The organism is Grimontia indica, assembly GCF_000333895.2.
In the GTDB taxonomy this organism is placed as follows: Bacteria; Pseudomonadota; Gammaproteobacteria; order Enterobacterales; family Vibrionaceae; genus Enterovibrio; species Enterovibrio indicus.
In genome coordinates this window covers 14628-32928 of sequence record NZ_ANFM02000033.1, presented here as the reverse complement: position 1 = coordinate 32928, position 18301 = coordinate 14628, and the positions used below count along the sequence as shown (strand labels likewise).

The 18301-nt window shown below is 48.7% G+C and carries 14 protein-coding genes; 6 read left to right on the top strand and 8 right to left on the bottom strand.

Going from position 1 to position 18301, the window contains the following annotated elements; genetic code table 11:
- Nucleotides 1-41 precede the first annotated feature (41 nt).
- The 5 genes from kdsB to D515_RS17895 are packed head-to-tail and all read right to left on the bottom strand — an operon-like array spanning nucleotide 42 to nucleotide 6031.
- Complete coding sequence (kdsB, locus tag D515_RS17915; protein ID WP_002540512.1) at nucleotides 42-794, bottom strand: 3-deoxy-manno-octulosonate cytidylyltransferase; 753 nt, start codon at nucleotides 792-794, stop codon at nucleotides 42-44.
- Nucleotides 791-973, bottom strand: coding sequence for a Trm112 family protein (locus tag D515_RS17910; protein ID WP_002540511.1), 183 nt, complete (start codon nucleotides 971-973; stop codon nucleotides 791-793). Before D515_RS17910 ends, kdsB begins: the two co-directional genes overlap by 4 nt.
- Entirely contained in the window at nucleotides 954-1985 is a 1032-nt protein-coding gene (gene lpxK, locus D515_RS17905) for a tetraacyldisaccharide 4'-kinase (RefSeq protein ID WP_002540510.1), read from the bottom strand. The genes D515_RS17910 and lpxK overlap by 20 nt, the downstream gene beginning before the upstream one ends.
- Nucleotides 1986-1988: 3 nt before the next feature.
- Nucleotides 1989-3746 (bottom strand): lipid A ABC transporter ATP-binding protein/permease MsbA, encoded by a 1758-nt coding sequence (msbA, locus tag D515_RS17900; protein WP_002540509.1) that lies wholly within the window; start codon nucleotides 3744-3746, stop codon nucleotides 1989-1991.
- A 35-nt stretch (nucleotides 3747-3781) separates the two neighbouring features.
- Nucleotides 3782-6031: a DNA internalization-related competence protein ComEC/Rec2 gene (locus D515_RS17895; protein WP_039850281.1), complete on the bottom strand. Its 2250-nt coding sequence runs from the start codon at nucleotides 6029-6031 to the stop codon at nucleotides 3782-3784.
- Nucleotides 6032-6063: 32 nt separating this feature from the next.
- Between D515_RS17895 and D515_RS17890 the strand changes: the two genes are divergently transcribed.
- Complete coding sequence (locus tag D515_RS17890; protein ID WP_002540506.1) at nucleotides 6064-6621, top strand: DUF2062 domain-containing protein; 558 nt, start codon at nucleotides 6064-6066, stop codon at nucleotides 6619-6621.
- A gap of 122 nt (nucleotides 6622-6743) precedes the next feature.
- Here the strand turns inward: D515_RS17890 and lolE are convergent, their stop codons facing one another.
- From lolE to lolC, 3 genes are read right to left on the bottom strand one after another with little or no spacing between them, the layout of a single operon-like run.
- Nucleotides 6744-7988 (bottom strand): lipoprotein-releasing ABC transporter permease subunit LolE, encoded by a 1245-nt coding sequence (gene lolE, locus D515_RS17885; RefSeq protein WP_002540504.1) that lies wholly within the window; start codon nucleotides 7986-7988, stop codon nucleotides 6744-6746.
- On the bottom strand, nucleotides 7985-8686 hold the full coding sequence (gene lolD, locus D515_RS17880; protein ID WP_002540503.1) for a lipoprotein-releasing ABC transporter ATP-binding protein LolD: 702 nt from the start codon (nucleotides 8684-8686) through the stop codon (nucleotides 7985-7987). The genes lolE and lolD overlap by 4 nt, the downstream gene beginning before the upstream one ends.
- Nucleotides 8679-9875: a lipoprotein-releasing ABC transporter permease subunit LolC gene (gene lolC / locus D515_RS17875; protein WP_039850280.1), complete on the bottom strand. Its 1197-nt coding sequence runs from the start codon at nucleotides 9873-9875 to the stop codon at nucleotides 8679-8681. The genes lolD and lolC overlap by 8 nt, the downstream gene beginning before the upstream one ends.
- Before the next feature lie 287 nt (nucleotides 9876-10162).
- On the opposite strand from lolC, the gene D515_RS17870 reads away from it, so the two are divergent.
- The 5 genes from D515_RS17870 to D515_RS17850 all read left to right on the top strand — a co-directional run bounded on the left by D515_RS17870 (nucleotide 10163) and on the right by D515_RS17850 (nucleotide 18289).
- On the top strand, nucleotides 10163-10729 hold the full coding sequence (locus D515_RS17870) for a PilZ domain-containing protein (RefSeq protein ID WP_002540501.1): 567 nt from the start codon (nucleotides 10163-10165) through the stop codon (nucleotides 10727-10729).
- Nucleotides 10730-10741: 12 nt separating this feature from the next.
- Nucleotides 10742-14206, top strand: a complete 3465-nt coding sequence (gene mfd, locus D515_RS17865) for a transcription-repair coupling factor (protein ID WP_002540500.1) — start codon at nucleotides 10742-10744, stop codon at nucleotides 14204-14206.
- Nucleotides 14207-14241: 35 nt separating this feature from the next.
- Entirely contained in the window at nucleotides 14242-15066 is an 825-nt protein-coding gene (locus tag D515_RS17860; RefSeq protein ID WP_002540499.1) for a peptidoglycan binding protein CsiV, read from the top strand.
- A gap of 105 nt (nucleotides 15067-15171) precedes the next feature.
- On the top strand, nucleotides 15172-15726 hold the full coding sequence (locus D515_RS17855; protein ID WP_002540497.1) for a GNAT family N-acetyltransferase: 555 nt from the start codon (nucleotides 15172-15174) through the stop codon (nucleotides 15724-15726).
- A gap of 184 nt (nucleotides 15727-15910) precedes the next feature.
- A complete protein-coding gene (locus tag D515_RS17850) occupies nucleotides 15911-18289 on the top strand; it encodes a bifunctional diguanylate cyclase/phosphodiesterase (protein WP_002540496.1) in 2379 nt (792 codons plus the stop codon).
- The last annotated feature ends 12 nt before the right edge of the window (nucleotides 18290-18301 follow it).

The following is an 18301-nucleotide window of genomic DNA, read 5'->3' as shown; positions in this document are numbered from 1 at the left end:
GCCCTGACTGAGTCAGGGCGTTTTTTCTATCAATAATCAGATTATTGAGCGGCAATCAGCTTACGCACCACTTCCAAATCTTCCGGGGTATCAACACCCGCTGGCGGCGCTTCAATAGCAACATCCACATGGATTTTCTCGCCATACCAAAGCACACGAAGCTGTTCCAAACATTCGATATGCTCAATTGGGCTTGGTTCCCAGTTGATGTAGGTATTAATAAAGCCCGCACGGTAACCATAAATGCCAATATGACGTTTCAGGTTGTGATGGATTTCAGCTGGCGCTTTAGCAAAATTATCACGATCCCAAGGAATCGTTGCACGGCTGAAATACAATGCGTAACCGTCTTTGTCCGTCACCACTTTCACGGCATTCGGGTTGAACACTTCGTCTACATGATCAATGTTGATGGCCAGTGTCGACATCGGCGCTTCACTGCGGGCTAAGTTCTCTGCCACCTGACGAATAACACTAGGCGGGATCAGTGGTTCATCACCTTGAACATTCACGATGATTTCATCAGCAGCCAAGTTGTATTTCTCAACCACTTCCGCCAAGCGCTCAGTGCCTGACTGATGATCTTCGCGTGTCATGCATACTTCACCACCAAAGGCATTTGCTGCATCAACAATGCGTTGATCGTCAGTCGCAATGATGACTTTGTCTGCGCCTGACTTCATTGCCTGTTCATAAACCCATTGGATCATCGGCTTGCCACCGATATCAACCAGTGGTTTTGCAGGTAGGCGGCTCGACGCATAACGCGCCGGGATCACCACGGTGAATTTCATTGTTTAACCTCGTCAGAAGACATTTCGCGTGCTTCTGTTGTCAGCATGACTGGAATACCTTCGCGGATTGGATAAGCCAAGCGGTCGAATTTACATACCAACTCGTTATTTTCTTTGTTGTAGTTGAGCTTTCCCTTACAAGCAGGGCAAGCAACGATTTCAAGCAGTCGGTGATCCATATCCATCCTTCACATTCATGATTTTGTTCAAAATGTTGGCCGTATCTGTGTCGCTAAATGCAGCGTCAACAGGCAGATACCACCAATTTTCAATGTCTGGGTACTGGTTGATAAAGGCGCGGCATTTCACTGCGTCTTTTTCCGTCATCAGCAAATTCTGGCCTTTCCTCGCCAATGCGTCCAATTGGGTATATTCAAACGCTTTATGATCAGCAAAAGGCTCGCAGTGCACTGGCTTAACACCAAGTGACGCCAAAGTGTTAAAAAAGCGCTGTGGGTTCCCGATTCCTGCCAAGGCAACAGAGGCGTCGAGCGAATCAGCAGCAGCACGTTCGCCTGTTTTCAGGTTGATGAACTCAGCCGGTTTCAGCGACATCGCGATTTCATCCGCTTCTGCTTCACCGCCGTTGCAGACAACGAAATCGACATTACCCAAGCGATCAATCTGCTCGCGCAGCGGACCAAACGGCATGTAATGTTGATTCCCGAAACGACGTTCACCATCAACGATAACGAATTCAATATCTCGCGCCAGTTTGTAATGTTGAAGGCCATCATCAGTGATGACAATATCTACGCCCAATGGCAACAGGGCCTTTACGGCATCACTGCGAACAGGAGAAATAGCAACAGGTACCTTGGTGCGCTGGTAAATCAAAACTGGCTCGTCACCCGCTTTGTCGGTGTTGGTGTTTTCATCAACGACAAACGGATAGCTTTCCGCTTTACCGCCATAACCTCGAGAAACCACACCAGGATTAAAGCCTTTGGCTTTCAATTGCTCCACCAGCCAAATCACCACGGGAGTTTTGCCATTCCCGCCCACCGTGATGTTACCAACAACGATCACAGGAACTGGCGCCTGATATGCATCACTGGTGCCAGCTAAAAATGCTGCGCGACGCCTTTTCGCAATCGCGCCAAACAACTTGCTCAGCGGCCACAAAAGTGGCGCGCCAATCCAACCTAGCGGGTGGTTTTCAAACCAGATTTTTTCGACCAAACCCGCCAAGCGTTATTCTCCAAACTGGATACGATGAAGCTGTGCGTATGCACCATCTTTGGCGAGCAAGTCTGCGTGAGTGCCACGCTCGACAATCTCACCTTCATCGACAACCAGAATTTGATCAGCGTTTTCAATGGTCGACAGTCGGTGCGCAATCACCAGTACGGTTCGATCTTTTTGAAGCTCATCCAACGCTGCCTGGATAGCACGCTCTGACTCGGTATCCAACGCAGAAGTTGCCTCATCGAGAATCAGCACTGGCGCATTACGCAGCAAAGCGCGGGCAATAGCGATACGTTGACGCTGACCACCAGAGAGGCTCACACCGTTCTCACCGATGATTGTGTCAAAACCATTGTCCATATTACGGATAAAGTCTGACGCATAAGCCAAGTCTGCTGCTCGCTCAATCTCTTCGCGGGTGTATTCGTTCTCAGCCGCGTAAGCAATGTTGTTGGCGATGGTATCGTTAAACAGGTGAACATTCTGGGAAACGATGGCAACGTGATCACGCAGGTTACTTAGGGTGTAATCTTCGATTTTTACGCCATCAATGGTGATATCACCGCTGTCGATGTCATAGAAACGGGTTAGCAGGTTAGCAATGGTACTCTTACCGGAACCAGAGCGGCCCACCAGCGCCAACGTCTGCCCTGCAGGCAAATCGAAGGTAACATGGTTAAGCGCTGGCGCATCTTTGGTTGGGTAAGTGAAGACAACATCGTTGACTTTAACATCACCTTTTACGCGCTCAGCAACATGTTGACCATTATCTTTCTCTGTTTCCAGTTCCATCAGCTCGAACAAACTGTTACACGCAGCCATACCACGCTGGAATTGTGAGGTCACGTTAGTCAGTGCTTTCAGAGGACGCATCAGACCGAACATGGCAGCAAATACAACAGCAAAAGTACCGGCGCTCAACTCACTGCGGATAGCATCTGTGTTTGCCAAAACAAGCACAGCAACCAGAGCAAAAGACGCAATCAACTGAATGACAGGGTTAGCAATCGCCTGAGCAGATACCAGCTTCATCGTTTGCTGGCGCATGCGGTTAGATACATCCTCAAAACGCGCCTTTTCGACTTCCTGACCACCGAAGCTCAATACAACTTTGTGGCCTTTCAGCATTTGCTCTGCAGATGAGGTCACCGAACCCATTGCTTCCTGCATGTTGGAAGAAATTTTACGGAAACGCTTGGAAACGATACGAATAGCAATAGCAACGATTGGCGCGATCACCAAAAGGATCGCCGAAAGCTGCCAGCTGTTATAGAACATCAGAATCATCAGACCAATGATTGAAGCACCTTCACGAACCAGGCTGACCAAAGCACCACTGGTCGCATTGGCAACTTGTTCTGAGTCGTAAGTAATACGGGAGAGAAGCGCACCGGAAGATTCTTTATCAAAGAAGCTCACCGGCATCTTCATGAAATGGTTAAACATGCGGCGTCGCATGGTCATCACAACTTTACCGGATACCCAAGAAAGGCAGTATGCTGAAACGAAACTCGACACACCACGAATCAGCATTAAGCCAACGAGATAGAGCGGCATCCATTTCAGGAAATCGCTTTCGACTGCATCATACGTAAAGCCTTCATCAAGCAAAGGCTTAAGCATAGAAACCATAAGGGTGTCACCCGCAGCGTTAACAATCAACGCAATAACAGCAACCACCAAACCCGCTTTGTAGTTAGCGATGTATGGCCACAGCTGCTTAAAGGTTTCCCAGGTAGTTTTGTCTTGGTAGTTTGATGACATGTTATTTGCTTATATTCTTGCAAGTAGCGGGCATTCTACTCTTTTATTGGGGGTGGTCCAAACATCTTCCTGTGCCAAAAAGGCTCGATATCAAGACGTTGGCTACTAACCCGCCAACCCTTGTCTGAGAAATGTACACTCACTTGGCCGTGTTGTCCGGTTTCATACCAGGAAATGTTGCGCTCGCGGTATCTATCGACAACATCTGGGTTCGGCAAGTTCCACGGAGTATATCGACCCGTCGATGCGATCGCCGCATTCGGATTGACTGCATCGATAAATCCTGACGATGAAGATGTCTTACTACCGTGATGGGGAACCAGCAGTACATTTGCACTGACATCAGCGTCACGCTCTACCAGCCAGTTCTCCTGCTCTTTGGGTAAGTCTCCCGTAAGCAAAACTGAATAGTTTCCGTCTGAGATGCGTACAACGCAAGAGTCCTCGTTTTTGGCCTCTTCAGTCACTTCGTTGGGATATAACACCTCGAAGTTCAGTGATTGCCATTGCCAGTCTGCTCCGCGGACACAAGGAATATAGCCACCACCAACTTCAGGTGCTCTCACCCAATCTGGCGATAGATTTTCGATGACCCAATCCGCACCACCAGAGTGATCATTGTCTCCATGGCTGAGAATCAACCCGGTTAGTTTGCTGTTTCTAGAGGAAAGAATAGGTTCAACCACAGATTGCGCAATACTCCCTGTTGACCATGCAGCACCTGTGTCATAGAGGATTGCTTCGCCATTCTTTTCGACCAATACTGCCAGTCCATGTCCGACATCAAGAACATCAACCTGCCATTCGTTTGATTTCTCTGCGGAACCACGCCAGCCCACCAAGCTAAGGATCATCACAATAGAAAGCATTTTGAACTTTCGAAATGTTCCCAGCGATAGCAAATACAGCATCAGGACAAGAGTAAGGACAAAACCTAGGGAAGTACTTTGAATATCCAACCATCCGATATCAGCTTGATTTAACATCTGGCGGATCGGCCAAAGTGAATAGTCAGCGAGACACCATAACCACGCGACGCTAAACACTGAACTTGCAAGAAGCGAGAGCAATATGATTGGTACCGTCAGCAGACTCACGATGGGCACCGCAATCAAATTGCAGAGTAAAGAAAGGAAACTGACTCCCCCGAACCAAGCCCAAGTCAGAGGTAACATGCCGACAATGAGATAACATTGCATGCGAAATAACTGGATGACGTAATTCAACGGACCTTTTGACTCCCCTCTTCCAGTCGTAAACGTCATGACGCAAAGGACCATTACCGCACCAAAAGAAAGCCAGAAACTGACGGAAAACACCGACAGCGGATCAATAAGTAATACAAACCCTAGGACTAACAAAAAGGTATTGAAAGGACTGACGCTAAAACCCGATTGTCGAATCGCCATGAAAACGACCAAAGCAATGAGCGCTCTTTGAGCCGTTAAAGAAAAGCCCGCCAACCAAGCATAGGTGATAGCACACCCCAAACCTGCCAGTACCGAAAGCCAGAGATATCTATCTGATCGATTGAATAGCGGCAGGCAAGCCTTAGTTACCCTGTAACCGAAGAAGAATGCTAAACCGATATGAAGCCCTGAAATCGCGAGAAGGTGTGCCAGCCCCGAATTCCTTAACGTCATCCAATCTTGGCTAGTTAGAAAAGCCCTTTCACCAAACGCTAGTGCGACGAGGAATGCGCTGTTTTCGAAAGGTAGGATTTGGGGAAGTACCCGATCAAATAGCCACTGCCTGGCTGAAATTTCTTCGTCAATCAGATTCGCAGAAAGTACGGTGCCTTTAGCATGAATATGTTTTGAAAGAAAATAGGTTTCTGCATCAAAGCCTGCTTCGTTTACCCTGCCATAAGGTTCACGAATTCGGACCTTCAGCTCCCAGTGTTGCCCTTGTTTTACGGGAAATTCACTGCGCCAATAAAAACGGGCACGGAATTTCTCAAAGGCGCTCAATTTCCGTCCATTCACCGTGTCGACATCAAAGATTACACTTGTTTGCTGATTTTCCCCTGTAAAAAGGCTGCCAACTTTGCCCGCTATGGTAGTATTCTGAACCACTGTCAAAGCGGTACTGGTTTTAAACAAATGCAGTGACGCTGCGCTGGACGCCACCAGACAGCCAATGGTGAGACCAATTACAAACAGGGGAACGCGTTTGCATTGGACAAGGATGACAGCGAGAAGCCCAAGTATTAGCGTGGGCTCCGGGAGCGCTGGCCACCATCTAAGCGAGACAATAGCCACCACGATGCCGAGCATGATTTTCATATCGGTAGCCGTTTCGTGTGAAATGAAGATCTATGCCAAGAAAAATAATTAAAAAGTTTCTCCCCAGACACGACGTCATTCGCAAACAAAAGGCGCTGGCGGTCTTTGGCAATTTGCTTTACGACCCTAACCTTTGGTGCCTGAATCGTCGTTCTGCGTCTGGTGCCTTCGCCGTTGGCCTGTTTATGGCATTTGTTCCGCTGCCGAGCCAGATGATCATGGCTGCCGGCCTTGCCATCATGTTTGGCGTGAATCTGCCTCTTTCTGTTGCGCTGGTTTGGATCACCAACCCCATCACTATGCCCTTGATTTTCTGGGGAGCTTACAAGGTCGGAACCTGGTTGATGGGCACGCCCGATTACCAGTTCCACTTTGAGTTGACCTGGGACTTCCTGTTCAATCAAATGAGCCAGATTGGGCCTCCTTTCCTTCTGGGCTGCTTGGTTTGCGGCGTGGTATTTGGTCTTATCGGGTATTTTGGTGTCAGAGGGATCTGGCGATATTCCGTGGTCAGAAGCTGGCAACAACGCCGCTTACGTCTCCCCAAGATCAAAGCGCTGAAAAAGAACAAACCCAAAGCCGACAGCTAGAAAACGAAAACAGATGCTAAAAAAATACCCCGCCAATGCGGGGTATTTTTTATTTCTGACTCAGGCTGCGAGCCGATATGCGACCTTTTCACCTTAAGATGTAATCGCGCAACTTATCACCGTTACCTTGCGCTCAATACAGCAGCGGGTTGCAACTTGCAGGCTCGCTGTGCGGGATACCATGTTGCCAGTAGACTCAACACAATCGCTGTGACAGATACCAGCAAGACATCCCCCAGTTGGAGTTGAGTTGGCAGGAAATCAACAAAGTAAATATCACCTGAGAGGAAGTCCTGCCCTGTCAGGGTTTCAATCCACCCAACAATTGTTGTCAGGTTCAATGCAATCAAACATCCCGCAATCGAACCCATCAGGCTGCCAATCAAACCGGAAAGAAAGCCGTGCCAGATAAAGATGGATCGGATCAGGCCATCTTTTGCCCCCATGGTACGCAATACAGCAACATCTGCAGCACGATCTTTCACTGCCATCATCAAGGTAGACACAATGTTGAAGCAGGCCACGCCGATGACTAGCACCATCACCAGATACATAATCGCGCGCACCATCTGGATATCGCGATAAAGGAAACCGTATTCCTGCGTCCAGTTCTTGAGGTACACATACTCTTTGAGCGTATACCCCACTTCACGAACGATCTTGCGCGCTTCGAGTGGGTCTTTGACTCTCAGCGCAACGCCGGAAACCGCATCACCCATATCAAGGTATTGCTGTGCATCTTGAATCGGCACAAGTGCCAAGCCATGATCGACCTGACCACCCAAGCTCAGCACACCAGACACCTGCATGCGGATACGTTGTGGCGCACGCAGTTTCAATTCGGGATCCGGCGAAGGCACCAATGCTGTCACCCAATCTCCGACTCCAACACCCAAACCATCTGCAATGCCTTTACCCAGCACCACAGCATGATTTCCAGGAGTGAGTGTCGACCAGGCGTTATCAAGCACGTAGTCACCAATATTACTGACTCCCACTTCCTGTTCGGGGTCGATACCGCGGATTTGCACTGGCTTTAAGTTGGCTCCTTTTTCCAACAAGGCCGTGAACGTTACATAAGGTGCGCCTGCAGAAACCCAAGGGTTGGCCTCTGCGGTTTCTTTCATTTCCTTCCACGCTTTTACTGGCGCTTCAACACCTTCAAGTTGGGCATGGGGAATCACAGCCAGTACGCGGTTATTCAATTCACGTTCGAAGCCGTTCATTGCCGAAAGACCGACAATGATCACCATCACACCGACAGAAATACCAATCATGGAAGAAACAGAAATAAACGACACCAGCTTATTGCGTCGTTTGGCTTTGCTGAATCTGCGCCCGATAAACAGCGCTAAAGAATCCATCATGACGCTACAGCCTCAGCGCTCGATTCCACAAACTGACCATCCAGCATCGAAAGCTGACGATCCAGTTTCTGCGCAAGCTCTCGGTCATGTGTGACCACCAAAAACGCGGTATTGAATTCTTTGTTTAACTCACGCATTAGATCATAAATATCCAACGCAGTTTTGTGGTCGAGGTTGCCGGTTGGCTCATCTGCCAACACCAGCGCGGGGCGATTCACGACAGCACGGGCAATCGCAACACGCTGACGCTCACCGCCGGAAAGCTCTGACGGACGGTGCTCACCGCGATGGCCCATGCCAACCGCTTCCAGCATTTCCATGGCGCGACGCTTCGCCTCGACGGGCTTCTCACCCCCAATCATCAGCGGCATGGCCACGTTTTCTACAGCAGTAAAATCCGCGAGAAGGTGATGGAACTGATAAATAAAACCAATGCTTTGATTTCGCAGTGTCGCCTGCTCTGAGGCTCGCATTTTCATCAGGTCTTTGTCTTCAAAAAACACATCACCTTCGGTCAATGTATCCAACGCTCCAAGAATATGGAGCAGCGTACTTTTACCCGAGCCCGACGCACCAACAATTGCTACCAGTTCGCCTTTTTCAATCGAGAACGACACGCCTTTTAATACGTGAGTTTCCAACTCCCCTTCCTGATAAGTTTTGGTGACGTTGGAACAGGTTAACAATGCATTACTCATAGCGAAGCGCCTCGGCTGGACGAACAGAAGCCGCCTTTAACGACGGGAACAGGGTTGCAATAAGACTTAGTGCAATAGCACCAATCACGACAGAAAGCACTTGCTCAGGTTTCAGAACCACTGGTAATGACAACCCGCCACCCAGCAAGCTCAGGTTGAATATCGCCATCACTTCATTGATGTTTAGCGCCAATACAGAGCCCGCAACGCCACCCAGCAGTGCACCAATTACACCGCTGCTGGCACCTTGGACAACGAATAACGCGACGATACCGTTATGATTCATACCTTGTGTTTTGAGAATGGCGACTTCAGATTGCTTCTCCATCACCACCATAATCAGAGCAGAAATGATGTTAAAAGCAGCGACCAGAATGATCAGGCTAAGCATCAATCCCATCATGTTCTTTTCCATTTTTACGGCTTGGAAAAGTTCACCACGCAATGCTCGCCAATCTGACCATTCATAGCCCATACTCTCTGCGACTTTTTCCAGTGTCGGTACGTTGAAAGGCTCCTCAACGAAAAGCCTTAGATCCGCTGGCTGCGAACGGGGAAGACGCATGAGACGGGCGACATCATTGAGATTACCGAACATCAGTTGATTATCGACATCGGTCGCCGTGTCGTAGATCCCTGTTACTGTGAAATTACGTTGGGAAGGAATACGTCCTACAGGGGTAAACTGGCTGGCACTGGTGATCATCACGCGAACTTTATCACCCACGGAAACATCCAGATCGCGGGCAGTTTTGCGCCCCAAAACCAGATTGTAACTGCCTGGCGTCAGTGAATCGAAATCGCCGCGTACCATAAATTCACGGATTGGCTCACGCGCGCCGACATCGACACCAAGCAATTTACCGGCAGAAATAGACTTAGGGCTCTGAACAACTGAGTCAGTGCTGACGATAGGCGCTGTTCCCGTCACGCCATCAAGCTTAGCCAATGTGTTAACGTCCGGCGCGTGTTGGGCATCGCCCGCCACAATGGCTTGCGGAATCACACCAAGAATGCGGTGCTTTAATTGGCCTTCAAAGCCGTTCATCACAGAAAGCACGGTCACCAGCGCCATCACACCAATGGTGATACCCGCAGTTGACATATAAGAGACAAAGCGGCCGAATTTATCGCCGGATCGCCCTCTCAGATAGCGCAGCCCTATAAACACCGGTAAAGGGTGAAACATAAAATGAGATCTCAAAACGTTGTTTCGCAGTACAAGAGAGAACTACAAAAACAAATAACAATCTTTGGCAAGAAGAATACCTTTTAGGTCAGCTAATTGCCACGAAACCACGTGTGGAACACGGTAATCAGATGCTTTTTCAAGCTAAACGTTCAGTAATTTAAACTACCTGTCGTGTCAGACTTGTCTAAGTGCTGTGAAATTAAACATTTCTTCAACAGGCTTGGTTGGGTAAATCCTGCCACTGCGGGTATAATCAATAGCACTACAGGGTTTTAGGATTACAGATGAGCCAGGACGAATACTTTTCCGTACATGCGCACCTCAAGATTAACGTAGAGATACTTGAAGACGACGAGCATGTGCCTTCTGAAGCCGAGTTTGGCCGAGAAATCCCTGTCGCTTTTCGCATTGCGAGCGAATGTGGTGACCTCGACAGCGGCGTTGAGAAAGAAATCCAGGCCCTACACCACGATGACAGCCAAGCGCTGACTAAATTCCTGCAGGCGCAGAATCAGAAAATCAACCTGCTGCTCGGCTTCATGCTGTCGCAACAGGACGATCCTAAACTCCGATACCAAACCGAAACCTTCGGCGCAAGCAGCCTTACTTTCATTGCACGAAAAGCTTTCGAGAAAGGTCAGCATGTGCGATTGAAGCTCTTTCTTGAGAACCCACCTTCTGCTATTTACTGCTACGGTAGCGTCTACGGCTGCAAAGAAAAGAACGGTAAGTATGCTGTCGGCGTGAAATACATCCGCCTTCAGGAAGAAGACAGAGACGTGTTAATCCGTGCTGCGCTTCATCAACAGCAAAAACTGCTCCGTCAACGCGCATTGGAAAGAAACAGTTAAGCCCCAGAATTCATGACAAACAACGCATTATTTGATTTACCTGCTCCTGAAAAAGCAGGAGACACCCGCGTCATCGCTAATCTGATAGGCGCCTCTCTTCCCCTGACGGTTGCGACTCTTGCCGAACAGCAGAACCGCTTTATTTTGATGGTGGTGCCGGATAACCAAACCGCCCTCAAGCTACAGCCTGAGATTAAACAGTTTACCGGCCGCGAGTGTCACGTTTTTCCTGATTGGGAAACCTTGCCCTACGACAACTTCTCGCCGCATCAGGACATTATCTCCGACCGCATCGCGCGCCTGTATCAATTGCCGCAACAAACCAATGGTATCTTGCTGATCCCTGTCAGCACATTGATGCAGCGCGTCATGCCGCATTCGTTCTTGGTTCAGCATGCGTTGATGGTGAAAAAAGGCGATTTACTGTCACTGGAAAAACTGCGTTACCAGCTAGAGCTTTCAGGTTACCGTCATGTTGATCAAGTCATCGAGCATGGTGAATACGCAAGCCGTGGTTCGATTCTCGACTTGTTCCCTATGGGTTCAAACCAGCCGTACCGGATCGACTTCTTTGACGATGAAGTGGATACCATTCGCGAATTTGACCCCGAGAACCAGCGTTCGACACAAGAGTTGGACAGCATCAACCTTCTGCCTGCCCATGAATTCCCAACGAATGATGAAGCAGTTGAGCAATTTCGCGGGCGATGGCGTGAACGTTTTGAAGCGCGCCGTGAGCCAGAATCTATCTACCAGCAAGTCAGTAAAAAAACCTGGCCAGCAGGTATCGAATACTGGCAACCGCTGTTCTTTGATCAAACAGAGACCCTGTTTGATTATCTGCCAAAGAATACCTTGGTACTGACAAAAGGCGATGTGGAATCAGCCGCCAAACAATTTTTGAGCGATGCGGATTACCGCTATGACCAGCGACGTGTTGATCCTCTTCGTCCGTTGCTGCCACCAAGCGACATCTGGCAAAACGTTGATGAACTGTTTGGTGCGTTTAAGAACTACCCACGCATCAAGGTTCAAATCGACTCGACGGAAGACAAAGCAGGCAGAAGCAACGCGCCTATCACTCCACTTCCAGAACTGACCGTTAATCAGCAGCTCAAAGAACCACTGGGTGCGCTAAGACAGTTCACCGAAGAGTTTTCCGGCAAAATCATTTTCTCGGTGGAGACAGAAGGCCGCCGTGAAGCCATGCTGGACCTGCTGGCACGCATCAAAATCCGCCCGATGGTTTGCGGGTCACTCAACGAAGCATTCGATACGCCCACCAATTTCGCTATGGTTGTCGGCCCTGCTGAAATCGGCTTCCAATGCGAAAGCCCTTCATTTGCGCTGATTTGTGAAAGCAATCTGCTTGGCGAGCGCGTTGTTCAGCAACGTCGTCGTGACAATAAAAAAGCCACGACTAACTCTGACACCATCATCCGCAACTTGGCAGAACTCCAGGTTGGACAGCCAGTTGTTCACCTTGAGCATGGTGTTGGCCGCTACCTTGGCCTGCAAACTTTGGAAGCGGGCGGCATCACGACCGAATATGTCACGCTCGAGTATCAACAAGGTTCAAAACTGTATGTACCTGTTGCGTCTCTGCATTTGATCAGCCGCTACAGCGGTGGTGCAGAAGAAACCGCGCCGCTGCACAAGCTTGGTGGTGAAGCATGGGAGAAAGCCCGTAAGCGCGCAGCAGAAAAAGTGCGCGACGTGGCAGCAGAACTGCTCGATGTTTACGCCAAACGCGCCACCAAACCGGGCTTTGCGTTCAAACATGACAGAGAGGCTTACCTCGACTTCTGCGCAGGCTTCCCGTTTGAAGAAACCGCCGATCAGAAAAACGCCATTAATGCGGTGCTATCTGACATGTGTCAGCCAATTGCAATGGACCGTCTTGTTTGTGGTGACGTGGGCTTTGGTAAAACCGAAGTGGCGATGCGTGCTACTTTCCTTGCGGTAAATAACAGCAAGCAGGTGGCAGTGTTGGTGCCGACTACCCTGCTCGCGCAACAGCATTTTGAAAACTTCCGCGACCGTTTTGCAAACCTGCCAGTGCGTGTTGAAGTACTTTCCCGCTTTAAGTCAGCGAAAGAGCAAAAGCAAATTCTGGCAGACAGCGCCGAAGGTAAAGTCGACATTCTTATCGGTACCCACAAGCTCCTTCAAAACGATGTGACGTTCCACGATCTGGGTTTGTTGATTGTCGATGAAGAACACCGATTCGGTGTGCGCCAGAAAGAGAAAGTGAAAGCAATGCGTGCGGATGTCGACATCCTAACGCTCACCGCAACGCCAATTCCGCGAACCCTGAATATGGCAATGAGCGGCATGCGCGACCTTTCAATTATCGCCACACCGCCTTCTCGCCGACTGGCGATAAAAACCTTTGTTCGAGAGCGCGAGAAATCACTGATCCGTGAAGCACTGCTTCGTGAGATCATGCGTGGTGGTCAGGTTTACTTCCTGCACAACGACATTGATTCGATTGAAAAGACTGCTGATGAATTGGCAGAGCTGGTGCCTGAAGCACGTATTACTGTGGCACACGGTCAGATGCGTGAGCGCGAACTGGAACGCATAATGTCTGATTTTTATCATCAGCGTTTTAACGTGTTGGTGTGTACCACCATCATTGAAACCGGCATCGATGTTCCAACGGCCAACACCATCATCATGGACCGCGCTGACCACCTTGGTCTTGCGCAGCTTCACCAGTTGCGTGGCCGTGTTGGTCGTTCACATCATCAAGCCTACGCCTACTTGTTGACCCCTCATCCAAAACGCATGACCAAAGATGCAGTCAAACGCCTGGAAGCCATTGCTTCACTCGAAGACTTGGGTGCAGGCTTTACGTTGGCGACCCACGACTTGGAAATTCGTGGTGCAGGTGAACTGCTGGGTGATGAGCAAAGTGGTCAGATTCAGTCGATTGGTTTCACCTTGTATATGGAAATGCTGGAGCAAGCCGTTGAAGCGTTAAAAGAAGGCAAAGAGCCATCACTTGACGATCTTCTTAATCAGCAGACAGATGTTGAGCTTCGACTTCCGGCATTATTACCCGACAGCTACATCCCGGATGTCAATACGCGCCTGTCACTGTACAAGCGTATTGCGGGAACCAAATCTTCCGATGATATCGAAGAGTTGCGCGTTGAGTTGATTGATCGCTTCGGCTTACTGCCTGATGCAGCGAATAATTTGCTCAAAGTACAGCAGCTCAAACTGGATGCAGCGAAACTGGGTGTACGTAAGATCGACGCACACGACAGAGGCGGTGTGATCGAGTTTACTCAAAACGCCCAAATTGATCCCGGCTTCCTGGTGGGTCTGTTACAATCCCACCCAAGCCGTTATCGTTTCGAAGGACCAACCAAACTCAAAATCGTCGAATCGCTCACTGATCGCCGTGAGCGGGTTGAGTTTATCGAAACATTATTAAACCAATTTGCCGAGAATTTATTGGTTGCCTAGAACGAGGCAACTGGCTTTAAAAACGGAGTAATGCCTTGAAAAAGCTGATTATCCTGCTGCTGTGTGTCATTAGCTGGCCTTCCTTCGCTGAACGTTGGTTCGACGTTGAAGTGATTGTATTCAAGCGTAACCAGAACCCTGACGCTGTTCAGGAAAACTGGCCGGATGCGCAGCCGGACATCAACCTGAGTGGTGCTGTTTCTGTCTTCGACAAACAAACACTGGCGGCGCGTGGCCTGCAAGTACTTCCTAAAAACCAATGGCAGTTGAATGCGGAATACAATCGCCTGGCTAACCATGCGGGCTTCAAACCACTAGCACATGTCGCTTGGCGTCAAAACGATGGTGGCCGCGGCGCGATGCCTAAACTGCGCTTTACCGCAGGTCGTAACTTCGGTGATAGTTTCTACACAGATGGCACTTCAAAAGATGCGCCTCTGGTGACCAGTGAGTCCGCACCTGATGGATATCAGCCAACAGACAAAGTCAGCGGCCCAATGTATGAGCTGGATGGCTTTATTCGTGTGTACGTTCAGCACTACCTGTTCATTGAAACCGACCTAGCCCTTCGTGAGCCAGGTGAACGTAAAGTCCTGAAGGAAGTTCAGGCGGTGCCAGTACCTCTTGATAACCAAGTGGCAACCGAAGTGGAAGGCATCACTGCTGAAGGCTCAGATATTGCTGCGGTAACTGAGGGTAATGCACTGACAGGGCTTCAAAAGCTGGAGCGTACTTATTCAGTGGAAAAATACCTGAACTCTTATGCTTTCGAGCAAAAACGCCGCATGAGAAGCGGTGAAATACACTATCTGGATCACCCTCTGATGGGACTGATTATTCAAGTCACCCGCGTCGAATAAGTGCTTTTGTGAAACAGAGTTTTTCTACAACGCCCTCATTTGAGGGCGTTGTTTTTTCGGTACTTTTAACCAAAACTATAATGATACGGACTAGCCGAGTACACCATGCAAGCCAACCTTGAATTTCAAACTGACCGACTCATCCTGCGCGCACTCAAACAAGCGGATGTCGCACCGCTCAAAAAAGCCATTTCCGAGTCAGCAGACACCATCAGCCCTTGGCTGGATTGGTGCCATGAAGGATTCGATGATATGGACGCCGAAGCCTGGGTGAATCGTAGCCGCCAAGGTTGGCTGACCGGGGCAAGTTATGAATTAGCTGCATTTGAAATCGAAACCGGTGAACTCGTCGGTTGTGTCTACGTTTCCAGTATCGACAGCGTCGCCAACATGGCAAACCTCGGATACTGGATTGCGACTAAATTCCAGGGCAGAGGATACGCTTTGGAAGCCACAGAAGTGGCAGCTTCCCTCGCCTTTGGACACCTGTTGTTGACCCGGCTGGAATTGGTGATGGATCCTGCCAACGAAGCCAGCATCCGAATTGCAGAAAAGCTCCGTGCAACCTTTGAATGCCGTGCACGTAATCGTTATATGTATGATGGTGAAGCCCGTGAAGGCTTGGTGTACAGCCTCATTCCCAACGATTTCCTCCATTGAAACCTAGGGTCTGTTGACCTTTGGTACTTCTCGTGGAAATCTGTGAAATAAGTCTCTGCCCTCACAATATTTATTGAGCAATCTCTAAGTTAAGGTTTTGTCATGGAACGGTAACCAAATCTAAAGGTAACCGTCACACCCCTCCCTATAATCAAGCTTATTAATAATTAGCTGACTAGAAATAATGTTTTCCAGAAATCTACACTGGATCGTGTTCGTTGTTGGTACAGCTGCGGCGTTATGCAGCGGTTTTGCTGTCCACCAAATTGACGAAAAGCGTCAACAGAGTTCATTCAACACACTGATTGAGCAACGTTTAAAGGGCTTGGAAAAAGCCCTTTACTCATTCCACGAGTTGCAACTCTCCGCGCAGCTTTACTTCCAGACCGACAAGAACCTGAGTAAGAAGAAATTCCAGCAATTTCTCTCCAGTCGAACTCGTGAAAGCTCGGGGATACATTCAGTGTTTTGGCTTCCTAAAGTGTCCAAGGACTCCATTGACGACTTTGAAAGTAGAGTCATAGGCAGTGAAGATGGGACATACAGCAACTATCAAACCTTCCCTCAACTTGATTATCGATGCGCATGGGCTTTGAGTGAATATGCGTTTCCCGTGCTTTACGTCTCGCCTGAGAACCAAGTAGAAAACTATATTGGATGGCGGGCGGAATCACAGTGTCAGTTCGCACATGCCATGGAGCGGGCTTTCTTTCAGCGCGAACCGGAAGCAAGCTTTTTTGAGGAAAATGGTATTCACGGAATTCGACTGTTCTCAGCGGTTATTCTAAATGATGAGCTCAGAGGCTATCTGGTTACTTCTATTTATTTCGACAGTTTTTTCTCTGCAATATGGTCCAGTTATGATGCGTTGGATAACCTGAAAATCGCCGTATGGCCGCAATACAGTACCAGAAACGAAAAAGGTGCTTTGCTATTCAAAACACAACAACAAAGTTATGGAACCAATGCATTTAGTGCAGAGCATTTAGTAAAAATACCAGGGAGTGAAGAAGGCATCTGGTTTACATTTGAAGCACCGAAAAATCATCTAATAAGTTATCAATTCAGTCTGGGGATGACGGTATTGGGCTTTCTTCTGACTATCGCCACCAGTTTCTGTATATGGTCATATTCCAGCCGGCTTGCCCTCGCTAATCAGCTTGTTTCAAAACAAACCACGAAACTTCGCTTTCAGGCATACCACGACAACCTAACTTCATTAAACAACCGCTTAGCACTCGAAAAACGATTAGAACAAGAACAGTCGAGACTGAAAAATGTAGAAAGCTTTGGGTTTTCAATTCTCTTTATCGATTTAGATCGATTCAAGAACGTGAATGACTCCCTTGGCCATCTGATTGGAGACAAACTTTTACAATCTGTGGCCGATCGTCTGTTTATTTCGACACAGGCACCCAACAAGGTGTTTCGTTTTGGGGGCGATGAGTTCGTCGTATGCTTGTCAGACGTGATCTCTCAGGATGGCGCATACCGAAGCGCCAGTGTATATCTTGATGCGATTAACCAGCCCTACCTGATCGACGGTCACGATATTCAAATTGGCGCAAGTATTGGTATTTCGACTATCAGGGATCACAGTTTCACCTTGCTGGATATCATTCAGCAAGCAGATATTGCTATGTACCACGCCAAAGAAAGCGGCGCTTCAATCACCTTTTTCCACAACACCATGCTGGAAAAGGCTCAACAACGCTTCAACATCGAACAAGAACTGGCTTACGCGCTCGAACTCAATCAATTGTCGTTGGCGTACCAGCCGATTTGTAAGAACGGTAAGGTTCACCATTTTGAAGCTTTATTGCGCTGGTATCACCCAGAGATGGGTGCAGTTTCTCCCATCGACTTCATTCCGATTGCAGAAGATACTAACCTCATTCATACCATCGGCCGCTGGGTATTAGCCAACGTTTGCCAATTGCTCGGACACTGGCAAAACCACGCCAGCGACTTCGACTACCCAGGCGTAACTGTCAACGTTTCGGCTAAACAATTGATCTCGCCTGCCTTCATCACCTTCGTTAAATCGTTAATCAAAGAAAATAATATTGCACCCTACAAGTTGGGGCTGGAAATCACCGAATCAACGTTGATGGAAGATGAACAAGCCAGCGCCCAGGCACTTCAGGCATTGAGAAAGGCGGGAGTGAGACTTTATCTGGACGACTTTGGTACGGGGTATTCATCCCTTTCACTATTAGGAGAATACGTTTTTGACGTCATGAAAATAGACCGCCATTTCATCACCAATGTGATCGACTCAGACAAAAGCTCCACCAAGCTTTGCGCAGCAATGATCCAATTAGCAAAAACCCTGGAAATGGATGTGGTAGCAGAAGGTGTGGAAACAGAAGAGCAGTTGGCTTGGTTATTAGAGCAAGGTGACATTTCTATTCAGGGCTACCTCATCTCACGTCCGCTTCCCGTTGAAGAATTATTTAACTGGCACCCAGCCTGTAGTGTCCCAAATCGCGTTGAAGCCCTTAACACGAAACCAAAAACCTTTACGCCACTCCTGTTCAAACCCCATTTAGGCCAGGTATAAAAAAAGCTGCCA